Origin of the sequence: Sporomusa acidovorans, assembly GCF_900101845.1 — a bacterium.
Classification (GTDB): Bacteria; Bacillota; Negativicutes; order Sporomusales; family Sporomusaceae; genus Sporomusa; species Sporomusa acidovorans.
The window spans coordinates 1-11,542 of record NZ_FNAM01000084.1 but is presented as its reverse complement, the minus strand read 5'-3'; the positions used below and the strand labels follow the sequence as shown (position 1 = coordinate 11,542).

Sequence of the window (11,542 nt, the reverse complement as noted above, 5' to 3'; positions counted from 1 at the left end):
ATAATTTGCGTAAAGGCCACAGCGAATGCTTTGGGTGAAATCAGTTGCAGCACTCTGGCAAAGGTTAAACGGCTTGGTATACCGTTTTCCAAAGAAAGGATCGTATTAAGCCATTGCTTTCGGCTAACCGCGAAATCATAGATTTCTAGCGCACTATTAGCATTACAGGTTACTGCAAATAAACAGATGAGTAATATGTCCGATAGCTTATGTTTAATCTTCCATGCCTGTCGTGGATCTGACACTTTTTCTAATATCGCAATGAGATTTTCCATCTTCTTCACCTCATTGCCTTATATTTTCTATTTCTCTCTTTTTTCCTCTTTTTTTATAACTTATTTTTCATGAACATCCCCTGTTAATAATACAGCGTTGTATTGACAATTCAAGATTAGATTGCCATGAAGGTAAAAAAATAACCGGCCAATGGCCGGAGTGACTACTTAACTGCTTTTAGTTGATGTATGGCTGCTTCCTGCTGAAATAGGCGGGAATTAAGAACTTCAAACTTAGAGTTTAATTCAGAAATATCTTCTTTGGTGGCTGCTTTGCCAGTCAATACATTGAGGTAATGACCGATATTGTGAAGCTGGGCGTTTACTTCTTCTGAGTTATGCCGGAGCGCGTGAACAATCTGACTGAGTTCTATTTGTTGGCGTTCGCTTGCCATGTCAGATTCTATCCGATCAAGGCGTGAATCTACTTTGTCAAAACGTGAATCCATGTGTTCAAGACGCTGGGTAAGTTGCTTTTGGCCTTCAAGTAGCTGTTTTAATAACTCCTCCATACTGACTGACACCTTCCTTTAAGGCTATTATACCCCGCCCAGGGCGGGATAGACAAGCAGAACTAATATAGATATTGAAACTATGTTAGAAAAATTTTATCAAAAATAAATAAAGAACCATGACGAGCTATATATTTATTGGGCTTGAAATTTATTATAATGGGAATATAAAGATAATTTGGAGGTGTTAAAATGCGTGATTATTGCGGAAAAAATGGATGCTACGAAATATTTCAGGGTGATAATGAAGACCAAGAAGTACTATGTATTTATTTAAATAGCCCCTTGATACACGAATATTTTGGAGAAAAATTTATCCGTACAACCTCAAAAAATCGTATTGAACCCGAAATTGAATTTACTATAGATATCATATCATTTGATGACGTAGAAGAAGATGATACAGCAATAGCCTCAATGTTAGTTGATAAATTTGGAGTAAGTGGAGTAACTGAGTTTTTAGTCGCGTTATTTCAATATGAAATAACTGATAAATATAATTTAATTAAGGCTGTGCAAGAATTACTTGATAAAGATAATGCTGTATGGGGAATTGTTCAACCTAATGAGGACTATTAATAAAATTCAAGAAGATTGATAGAGGTTACTCCTTTGGAGCAACCTTCTTTTTATTTAACATTTATTTTATTATTCAAATAAATTAGGAATAAATGTAATATATCGAAAGCGATCTTATTTTTTGGGTAAATGTTCCAGTAAATCATTTGGTGTGCAGTTAAGTGCAGAACAAATTTTACCTAATGTATCAAATTTAATTCCATCCGTTTTATTGTTGACTAAATCATAAATACCCTTTTGACTGATACCTGTTTCTTTCATTAGCCAGTAAACGCTAATGTCTTTTTCTTTAAGATATTTTTTTAGTATCAATTTCAAAAAAATCACCTCTTTATTATAAGTATAGTATATGTATTGCAAAGTAACAATATTGGTAGTATACTATACATACATAGAATAAATCAGATTAAATAAAGCCTGCAAAGTAAAAGTCAAGGGGTGAAATGAAAAAGGTGAGCAAGTAAAAATGCGGGGAGAATTACAACAGTAAAAGCCCGCTCAGTATTCGCAGTACTGAACAGGCCAGCGAACCGGGAACTAAGCAAGAACCCCTGCCGCAATCTCATTTTATCATTGTCGGCGGGGCAAATCAAATGATAAGGGGAGATTCTATTATGGCAATTAATACTTTTGAAATGACAACAAACGCATTATGCTGCCTTAATCCCGATAATGCGGACGAATCGGGAATTGAAACAACCATAGACAATCTTTATACCAAACTAAATAAATTTCATTTCACGAATGAAATGATAGATATTATAACTGACCTACATTTTGCCTATGAAAAGAAAGGTTATCGTGACGGCTTTGCTGCTGGGATAAAGTTGATTATGCAATCTGTTGGGCATGAAATGAAATAAAAATAAGGAGATGTATACTTATGGCTTTAACAGCAGTAGAAAAGGAAATACATGATTTTGACGGTATAAAATATCAAATCGTTAACTTTCAAGGATATGTATGTTGGTTAAGACGTAAGGATAATATATACGCGATTGACCCGCAATACTTGGATGATTTTAAGAATTTTAAAATGAGTCAAAAGGTAAAAGTATCATGACATCCTTTGAGCGCGAACGGCTACAACGATATACTGAGGATGCAGGCCAATGGCTTGCTACTATACAAACGATTCTACAGTATCCGGCTACACCACAACAGGCAGCAGCTTTGGTTTTGTGTCGAGCGGCTAGTGAGCTAGTAATAGGCATTAAGCAGCAAATAGAGATAGACCAGCCAACAAGTAAAATAAAGGAGGGTTGTAAATGAGTTGTGATACTTTAGGTAATGTCACTTCTGAGATTGTTACAATAAAAATATCAAAGGGAGATATCTATATTGCTTTAAGCATTAGTAATGATGTGTTTATTAGGTATTAAGGGAACAAGGTTTATATAGGTAGATACTGATGGAAGGAAGTGTTTGCCGTGTTGGTAATTACATTTATTACGGCTATTGTTCTGCTGGTGATATTTAACATGCTAGGTGTTAAGTCCGACAATAGGCCAGGAGCCAGGAGCGGACAATTACGGGCAATGCGGCAGCTTAGACGGTGGAAGAAGGGTAAATGGTTCTAACAGTGGGCGGGATATACTCCCGCTCTTTTTTTATTTGTCCTGTCGTTTTCTACAGTCTCACCCTTTCCCGCTTCCTCCACCAGCGTAGTAAGTGGTTTAGTAAATTTCCCTGCAGAATCCCTGGGTAATATGCATGTCCCGCCCCCGTCATTCAAAAAAATGACAGTTTTTAGTAAGAATACAGTTTGCGGATAGTCTTATAAAAAATTAGCCGTTTCAAGCTTGTCATTATGCGGTTAATACGTTTCTTTGTGATGTGTCGTAAAAACCTCGTGGCGAGGCTGTAATAGCGTTGTTTATTTTATAATTAGATAACGATATTGTAAAGTAACTAGTGGCACTATATAATATTGGTGACACCAACATATAAAAAGTCTTTTATTTACTGGATTTACATATAAAAAGTCAGTGACACTTTTGGTGACAATTGCTTAAAAACTGTCACCAATGAGTAGCAAGAATAAGCAATGGAAATGTTGATAAACCTAGTTAAAATAAAGGTTTGTAAATTGACATAAATTATCGCAAATCTATCATTTCAGACTCTTAATCAGTAGGTTCGGGGTTCGATTCCCCGGTGGGTCACCACGGAAAAACTCAGGTGTATCAAAGGCTGAAAGGCTTTTGATGCGCCTTTAATTTTTGCCTGTTGCGGTAAACTTGTTGTTTGCTTTGAAAAAAAGTTACAAAAGAATACTAAAGATATAAAAAAGAGCAGGCTAGGGGCGGATCAATAAAACAGCATAAGATTGTTTCTCGGGAAACGGCGTAGCTTCGGCTATGCCGTTTCCCCGTTATGTAGGTCATAGAGCAGAAGAGGGGAGTATTGAGGTGGGTATTGATTAATGAACGACAGCAATAATTTGACAAAAAATTTCTTTTATTGAAGGATTTTTCCAAGTAGTGACAAACTAAATAGAAACGATAGAGAATTTGTCAGAATGGAAGCAATATTGATCATGTACTAGCTATTAATTATTTTGGGCTTATCTGTAGAGGCGATCTTCATTGAAAGTACCTCGGGTTTAACAAATAAAATCTAAATATTCTAAATTTAATTTATATTCAAAATGTAAAAACAGGAGGAGAGAGGAAAGTGGATTTTAAGAGTCGATGGGAAAAACTTCAAGAGACTAAAAAGAAGTTTTTGCAAAATAATTTGGATCCGCGGAGTAGTTTCTACGTTGATTCATATGTAGCCGAATCCTGGATTCGATCACTGGCTATGGGGGTTAGCCCTTACGCCAACTCCATTCAGGAACGTTTGGACGCAGCCCAAATAGTGAAGGTTCTGGCCGATAATCGTCAACTTATGGATATTACTACCTCCCTTTTCAGTCAGATAAAGCTTAAGGAGCTTGTGATTGCCTCCCAGCATGCCCTGTATCTCTTTGATAAGAATGGAATTGTCTTGATTCACGAGGGAGACCTATTGAGTATATCGAATGAAAGTGATTCATTGACAGGGGTAGTCTGGAATGAAAAAACTATGGGCACTTGTGCTCACACGTTGAGTATGCAACTAAAGCGTCCTGTACATTTACTAGGCCCGGAGCATTATTGTGTTGCCTTCGATAAATCCAGTACGTCGGCAGCTCCTATCCTTGATGAAGATGGTGAGCTGCTTGCTACCTTGGTTTTGAGTCAGCACTTGAATGATAGGTACTTTGAGGAGCACTTTATTGACTTTAGTTCACATGCTCTAGGTATAGTGACGGCAATGGCAGCCGCCATAGAGACTAAGATCAGGTTGAAGGATAGTTATGAGAAATTGAAAACGGTAAACCATCATCTTAAAACTACGCATCATATGCTGGCAACTACTTTAGCGGTTATTGATGAAGGGATTATAACGATTGATGCCAAGGGAGATATCATTCATTTAAATACGGAAGGCCGACGGATTCTGGGGCTTGATCAAAAACAGCCAGTTAATATAAATATTTCTAAATATTTGAGTAAACAGTCTCGTATAAGGGATATAATCGCTAGTGGGGAAAACGCCGATGTTGAAGAAATTTTCTGTGTTGATGGGAAAGAACAGGCCTATCTGGCAAATATTCGGATCGTATATAATGACAATTTGCATGAAGTTAATGGGGCAGTATTAAAGCTTCTGAGTACCGAAAAAGTGAATGCTATGGTAACGAGTAGGTCTGGAGCTACGGCGTCTTTCAGTTTTGCTAGCCTAATAGGTGAGAGCAAAGAATTCAAAAAAGCGATAGCGCAAGCCCAACGTTTTGCCAATACGCCTGAAAATATTTTAATAATCGGTGAAAGCGGTACCGGAAAAGAATTATTTGCGCAGGCTATCCATAATAGATATCGACCTGAGGGGCCGTTTATTGCGGTAAATTGTGCAGCACTGCCGCGGGAACTAATCGAAAGCGAGCTATTCGGTTATGAGGGCGGTAGTTTTACCGGTGCAGACCGCAGTGGCAGGCCTGGAAAGATCGAATTGGCGCATGGGGGAACGCTATTTTTAGACGAGATAGGAGATATGCCTCTGGAACTGCAAGCGGTGCTTTTACGGGTTTTAGAAGATAAGCAGGTTATGCGCATCGGTGGACAACGCAATAAAAAGGTCGATTTCCGCCTTGTTTCCGCCACTAACAAAGAGCTATATCAAATGGTGGAAGACAAGCTTTTCCGGGAGGACCTGTATTTTCGCCTGTCAGTTTTGACAATTAACCTTCCTCCACTTCGACAAAGAGGGAATGATGTAGAAATATTGAGTGAGTATTTTATAGAAAAATATTGTCGTAAAGTCGGTTGGCCGGTTCCGGCAATAAGTCCCACAGCATTGAACAGAATGAGAGACTATAAGTGGCCGGGTAACGTCCGGCAATTGGAACATGCAATCGTATACGCGGTGAATGCGGCTCAGAACGAAATGATTGAACCTGAAGATTTACCGGCAATCATAATAAGCGGATGTCCAACCAAAATCACTGTCAGGGGTAAAATTGAGGAAGTATATACTCTGGAAGTAATAGAAAAGTTAGTGATCGTAAATGCTTTGCATAAAACGAAAAGCAATATAAGCAAAACTGCTGACTTGTTAGGCATAGGTAAATCTACTCTTTATAGAAAAATTAAAGATTATGATATCAATATGGAAGAGGCTTTTTAAGTGAACTTAACCCCTACTTTTTCAAAGTGGGGGATTTCTGTTCCTATTATAGTTGAATAGAAGTAACAACTTTAATTTCTCAAAATAAATCAGTATTTCTTTAAATGGTGCACTAAGGCAATTTGGATGATAAAGATGAAAATACCGGAAATAGTTGATAATACAGGCTTCGGCTAATATGGTAGTGAATGGCATGTATTTTGCAATATATAAGAGCGTAACCCCAAATACCCTTGTTTGAAATTAGCAAGTCAGCTAAAAAGTAGAAACCCAATCAAAGGGAGGGGCCAGGAGCATAACCTGCTTCTTGGTCCTAATAATTATGTTTGGGTCTTCAGGTTAAACAATTTTATAATGATTTTTGGTCAGTATGAGACTTATCTCTAGGGGAAATTTTCATTGCAGGCTACTACTAACTCAATAAATCAACTTAATTATCAAAATTTCCCGTATATTTCAATAGATAACAAAGAAGGGGAAAAGAAGTGGATTTTAAGAGTCGATGGAAAGAACTTCAAGAAACTAAAAAGAAGTTTCTGCAAGATAATTTGGACCCGCGGAGTTGTTTCTACGTTGATTCATATGTAGCCGAATCCTGGATTCGATCACAGGCTATGGGGGTTAGCCCTTACGCCAACTCTATTAAAGAACGTTTGGACGCAGCCCAAATAGTAAAGGTTCTGGCCGATAATTGTCAGCTTATGGATATTACTATCTCCCTTTTCAGTCAGATAAAGCTTAAGGAACTTGCGATTGCCTCCCAGCATGCCCTGTACCTGTTTGATAAGAATGGAATTGTCTTGATTCACGAGGGGGACTTATTGGCTATATCGAACCAAGGCAATTCATTGCGAGGAGTAGTTTGGAACGAAAAGACTATGGGCACTTGTGCCCATACGTTGAGTATGCAACTAAAGCGCCCTATACATTTATTAGGCCCGGAGCATTATTGCGTTGCCTTTGATAGATCCAATACGTCGGCAGCTCCTATCCTTGATGAAGATGGTGAGCTGCTTGCTACTTTGGTTTTGAGTCAGCACTTGAATGATAGGTACTTTGAGGAGCACTTTATTGACTTTAGTTCACATGCTCTAGGTATAGTGACGGCAATGGCAGCCGCCATAGAGACTAAGATCAGGTTGAAGGATAGTTATGAGAAATTGAAAACAGTAAACCATCACCTAAAAACTGCCCATCATATGCTGGCAACTACTTTAGCGGTTATTGATGAAGGGATTATAACGATTGATGCCAAGGGAGATATCATTCATTTAAATACGGAAGGCCGACGGATTCTGGGGCTTGATCAAAAACAAACAATTAATATAAATATCTCTAAATATTTAAGTAAACAGTCTCGTGTTATAGATTTAATTGCCGATGGAGAAAACACTGATATTGAAGAAAACTTTTATATTGACGGAAAAGAACAGACTTATCTGGTAAACATTCGGATCGTGTACAGTGATGATTTACATGAAGTCGATGGGGCAGTATTAAAGCTTCAGAGTACCGAAAAAATGAATGCTATGGTAACAAGTAGGTCTGGAGCTACGGCGTCTTTCAGTTTTGCTAGCCTAATAGGTGAGAGCAAAGAATTCAAGAAAGCGATAGCGCAAGCCCAACGCTTTGCCAATACGCCTGAAAATATTTTAATAAACGGTGAAAGCGGCACCGGAAAAGAATTATTTGCGCAGGCTATCCATAATAAATATCGGCCTGAGGGGCCGTTTATTGCGGTAAATTGTGCAGCATTGCCGCGGGAGCTAATCGAAAGCGAGCTATTCGGTTATGAGGGCGGTAGTTTTACCGGTGCAGACCGCAGTGGCAGGCCTGGAAAGATCGAATTGGCGCATGGGGGGACTCTGTTTTTAGACGAAATAGGAGATATGCCTCTGGAACTGCAAGCGGTGCTTTTACGGGTTTTGGAAGATAAGCAGGTTATGCGCATCGGTGGACGACGCAATAAAAAGGTCGATTTTCGCCTTGTTTCCGCCACTAACAAAGAGCTATATCAAATGGTGCAAGACAAGCTTTTCCGGGAAGACCTGTATTTTCGCCTGTCAGTTTTGACAATTAACCTTCCTCCACTTCGACAAAGAGGGAATGATGTAGAAATATTGAGTGAGTATTTTATTGAAAAATATTGTCGTAAAGTCGGTTGGGCAGTTCCGGCAATAAGTCCCGCAGCGTGGAAAAGAATGAGAGGCTATAATTGGCCGGGTAATGTCCGGCAATTGGAACATGCAGTCGTATACGCGGTGAATGCGGCTCAGAACGAAATGATTGAACCGGAAGATCTACCGGCTATGATAATAAGTTGTCCAGCAAAAATCACTGTTAGGGGAAAAATTGAGGAAGTATATACTCTGGAAGTAATAGAAAAGTTGGTTATCGTAAATGCTTTGCATAAAACGAAAAGCAATATAAGTAAAACTGCTGACTTGCTGGGCATAGGTAAATCTACTCTTTATAGAAAAATTAAAGACTATGATATAAATATGGAAGAGGATTTTTAATTTACGCAAAGGCCCCATCTTTTTCGAGATGAGGCTTTCGCTTTATTAATAGTACGGACTTTAATTTCTCAAAAAAAATCGGTATTTCTTTAAATGGTGCACTAGGTTAATTTTGAGGACGGAGAAGAAAATACCTAAAATAGTTGAAAATACAGGCTTTGTTTAATGTGATAAGGTTTGGCATACATTTTGCAATATAGAAGAGCGGTTACAAAAAATACCCTTACTTGAAATTAGTGGAGCGGAATAAGCGAAGGGAAAGTTTGCGGTAGGACAGATGTAACCAAGAAGTACTTAAGGAGGGGAAAGCATGTCAGAAGAGTTTAACAAGGAGCTTTACAAAACAGCAGCCCGTTGGCAAGAAGGGGAATATGAAGTAACACGTACTGCGGTATGGACTGCACCCGGGTGCCATTGCAGCTGCGGCGTACTTTTGTACACTAAAGATGGCAAGCTGGAAAAGATTGAGGGTGACCCCAATTCACCGGTTAATCGTGGCAGATTGTGCTTGCGTTGCATCAACATGGTTGAGCAGGTGTACAGCCCTGAACGTCTAAAATGGCCGCTCAAAAGAGTTGGTGAAAGAGGCGAAAATAAGTGGGAACGTATAACTTGGGATGAAGCCTATAAGCTAATCGAAGAAAAATACTACGAACTCAAGAAAAACTATGGTGAGCAAACCATCGTTACCCTAGTTGGTACAGGCCGCAATGCTATGTGGCAGCCAGCTGTCATTACCCGTACTATTTTTGGCAGCCCGAACGTTTCCTTCGGATTCCTCAGTGCGGACTCTTGCTACCAGCCCCGGATGACTGCCAATCTGATCAAAGCCGGTGACTGCCTGATTGCAGACTGTTCACAGACCCACCCGCTGCGTGAAGCTCGTCCTGAATGGCAAAAACCAGAGGTAATTCTTGTTTGGGGCAATAACCCGCTTGTATCCAATGGAGACGGGTTCCTTGGCCACTGGATTGTTGACATGATGAAATTAGGGACAAAATTGATCGTTGTTGACCCTGCTTTGACCTGGTTGGCAGCCAGAGCCGAGTTATGGCTTAAGATTCGTCCGGGAACCGATGCTGCCCTTGCTCTTGGAATTCTCAATGTAGTAATTAACGAAAAACTTTATGATAAAGAGTTTGTTGAAAATTGGACATACGGTTTTGATGAGCTAGTTGAAAGAGTACAAGAATATCCGGTAGAAAAAGTGTCGGAAATTACCTGGATTCCGAAAGAACAGATTATCCAAGCCGCCCGTATGTATGCAAACGCCAAAAACGGCGCTATTCAATGGGGGCTGGCCATTGATATGCAAATGGCGGCAATGGAAGCTTCCTGCTTGATCACCGACCTGATGGCGATCACTGGCAACATTGACGTTCCCGGTGGTATGGTTTTACAACGCTATGCCTACAATCGTGGTAAAAAGTATGGCAGTGGCTTGGAAAACATCCCCGAAGAAATGCTTTTGAAACGGATCGGAACTTATGAGTCCCCCATCCATGAATCTGGTTATACACCGTTTATCCCGCCGGATAAACTTTTAGAAACACTGGAAAGCGGCAAGCCATACCCGGTGCAAATGCTGTGGATGCAAGGGACCAACCCCATTACCAATATGGCTGGTGAAGCTCCTCGTGTATATGCCGCTATGAAAAAAGTTCCTTTCAACGTAGTAGTCGACCTATTCATGACGCCGACAGCGGTTGCCTGTGCCGACTTGGTATTGCCGGTTGCCATGAGTGTTGAGCGTAATAGCTTCAGATCGTGGTGGACACCGTTACGCGCACTGACGAAAGCCGCTGACAGATACGAAGATACTAAAACGGATGAAGAGATTGTTCTTGATCTTGGTAAACGGATTCGGCCCGACCGGTTCGAACAATACAATACCGCCGAAGACTTCCTGGATGACTTCCTGAAAGATGACGAAGGCGTCGATTATGACTTTAAGGACCTTGTGGAGAAGGTACAAGACTGGTGGGACTGGGATTACACCTATAAGAAATACGAAAAAGGCCTGCTGCGTGCAGACGGTCAGCCTGGTTTCGTAACCCCGACCGGCAAATATGAAATTACGTCAACGTTATTTGATGTTTGGGGCTTTGATTCTCTCGGATTCCATATCGAACCGGCAGAAGGGCCCAATACCACGCCCGAGCTTATGAAAGAATATCCGCTCATTCTTACAACCGGTAATCGTCTCTGGGGCTGCTTCCACTCCGAGCATAGACAATTTCCCACGATGCGTGAAATTCATCAACAACCTATGATGGATATTCATCCGGAAACGGCGAAAGCGCTCGGAATTATCGAAGGAGATTGGGTATGGCTGGAAAACCGTCGCGGCAAATGTAAGCAAATAGCACGATTTAATGAAGGTCTTGATCCGAAAGTAGTTCGTGGTGAACATGGCTGGTGGTTCCCTGAAAAAGAAGGTGCCGAACCGGTACTGTTTGGCGTATTCGATAGCAATATCAATAACTTAACAACCATGGGGGTACATGGACCTACGCACTATGGCGCTCCCTATAAATCAACAATTTGTAAGGTATATAAAGTTACTCCGGAGAACGACAAAGTAACACCGTCGGCAATTGTGACCAAGATGGGAGGATTTGGCTATGTCAAAAAGTAAAGAGCGCTATGGATTATTAATTGATTATGAATATTGCACGAATTGCCATAGCTGCGAAGTGGCATGTAAGAAAGAATTGGGATTAGAGCCGGGGCAGTACGGGATTAAGGTTTTGGAAGAAGGCCCCCGTCAAAATCCTGATGGCAGTTGGGAATTAAACTACATTCCTGTACCCACTTCACTTTGCGATCTTTGCGCAAAACGGGTGCAAGAAGGCCGAAAACCGACCTGCGTACATCATTGCCAGAGCGGTGCTGTGTACTATGGTACCTTGGAAGAACTGGCTGAGAAAGCGGCTGAAAAACC

General features: G+C 40.4%; 10 protein-coding genes and 1 pseudogene. 8 read left to right on the top strand and 3 right to left on the bottom strand.

Features of this window, described 5'->3' with window-relative positions:
* Together BLR65_RS27880 and BLR65_RS27875 are read right to left on the bottom strand one after the other, a co-directional pair.
* On the bottom strand, positions 1-275 hold a 275-nt coding region (locus BLR65_RS27880), incomplete at its 3' end, for a transposase family protein (RefSeq protein ID WP_143122680.1).
* A gap of 164 nt (positions 276-439) precedes the next feature.
* The gene (locus tag BLR65_RS27875) at positions 440-799 is read right to left on the bottom strand and encodes a hypothetical protein (RefSeq protein WP_143122679.1); all 360 of its coding nucleotides are present in this window, start codon (positions 797-799) and stop codon (positions 440-442) included.
* Between the two features lie 180 nt (positions 800-979).
* Between BLR65_RS27875 and BLR65_RS27870 the strand changes: the two genes are divergently transcribed.
* Positions 980-1,366, top strand: a complete 387-nt coding sequence (locus tag BLR65_RS27870; protein WP_093797962.1) for a hypothetical protein — start codon at positions 980-982, stop codon at positions 1,364-1,366.
* A gap of 114 nt (positions 1,367-1,480) precedes the next feature.
* Here BLR65_RS27870 and BLR65_RS27865 read toward each other — a convergent pair whose 3' ends face one another.
* Positions 1,481-1,684, bottom strand: a complete 204-nt coding sequence (locus BLR65_RS27865; RefSeq protein WP_211285210.1) for a helix-turn-helix domain-containing protein — start codon at positions 1,682-1,684, stop codon at positions 1,481-1,483.
* A gap of 296 nt (positions 1,685-1,980) precedes the next feature.
* On the opposite strand from BLR65_RS27865, the gene BLR65_RS27860 reads away from it, so the two are divergent.
* The 7 genes and pseudogenes from BLR65_RS27860 to BLR65_RS27830 all read left to right on the top strand — a co-directional run.
* Positions 1,981-2,229, top strand: coding sequence for a hypothetical protein (locus BLR65_RS27860; RefSeq protein ID WP_093797960.1), 249 nt, complete (start codon positions 1,981-1,983; stop codon positions 2,227-2,229).
* Positions 2,230-2,249: 20 nt separating this feature from the next.
* The gene (locus BLR65_RS27855) at positions 2,250-2,429 is read left to right on the top strand and encodes a hypothetical protein (RefSeq protein ID WP_093797958.1); all 180 of its coding nucleotides are present in this window, start codon (positions 2,250-2,252) and stop codon (positions 2,427-2,429) included.
* Positions 2,430-2,796: 367 nt separating this feature from the next.
* On the top strand, positions 2,797-2,946 hold the full coding sequence (locus BLR65_RS30280; RefSeq protein ID WP_169716957.1) for a hypothetical protein: 150 nt from the start codon (positions 2,797-2,799) through the stop codon (positions 2,944-2,946).
* A 1,096-nt stretch (positions 2,947-4,042) separates the two neighbouring features.
* Positions 4,043-6,079, top strand: coding sequence for a sigma-54-dependent Fis family transcriptional regulator (locus tag BLR65_RS27845; protein ID WP_211285211.1), 2,037 nt, complete (start codon positions 4,043-4,045; stop codon positions 6,077-6,079).
* A gap of 485 nt (positions 6,080-6,564) precedes the next feature.
* On the top strand, positions 6,565-8,598 hold the full coding sequence (locus tag BLR65_RS27840) for a sigma-54-dependent Fis family transcriptional regulator (protein ID WP_093797952.1): 2,034 nt from the start codon (positions 6,565-6,567) through the stop codon (positions 8,596-8,598).
* A 310-nt stretch (positions 8,599-8,908) separates the two neighbouring features.
* A complete protein-coding gene (locus BLR65_RS27835; RefSeq protein WP_093796200.1) occupies positions 8,909-11,236 on the top strand; it encodes a molybdopterin-dependent oxidoreductase in 2,328 nt (775 codons plus the stop codon).
* Positions 11,223-11,542 (top strand): annotated as a pseudogene (locus BLR65_RS27830) (hypothetical protein); the annotation flags it as partial. The gene BLR65_RS27835 and the pseudogene BLR65_RS27830, both read left to right, overlap by 14 nt.

Bases quoted from the DNA above. Each gene is read 5' to 3' on its own strand.
- BLR65_RS27860 (WP_093797960.1), top strand. From the start codon at position 1,981: ATGGCAATTAATACTTTTGAAATGACAACAAACGCATTATGCTGCCTT.
- BLR65_RS27870 (WP_093797962.1), top strand. From the start codon at position 980: ATGCGTGATTATTGCGGAAAAAATGGATGCTACGAAATATTTCAGGGT.
- BLR65_RS27855 (WP_093797958.1), top strand. From the start codon at position 2,250: ATGGCTTTAACAGCAGTAGAAAAGGAAATACATGATTTTGACGGTATA.
- BLR65_RS27835 (WP_093796200.1), top strand. From the start codon at position 8,909: ATGTCAGAAGAGTTTAACAAGGAGCTTTACAAAACAGCAGCCCGTTGG.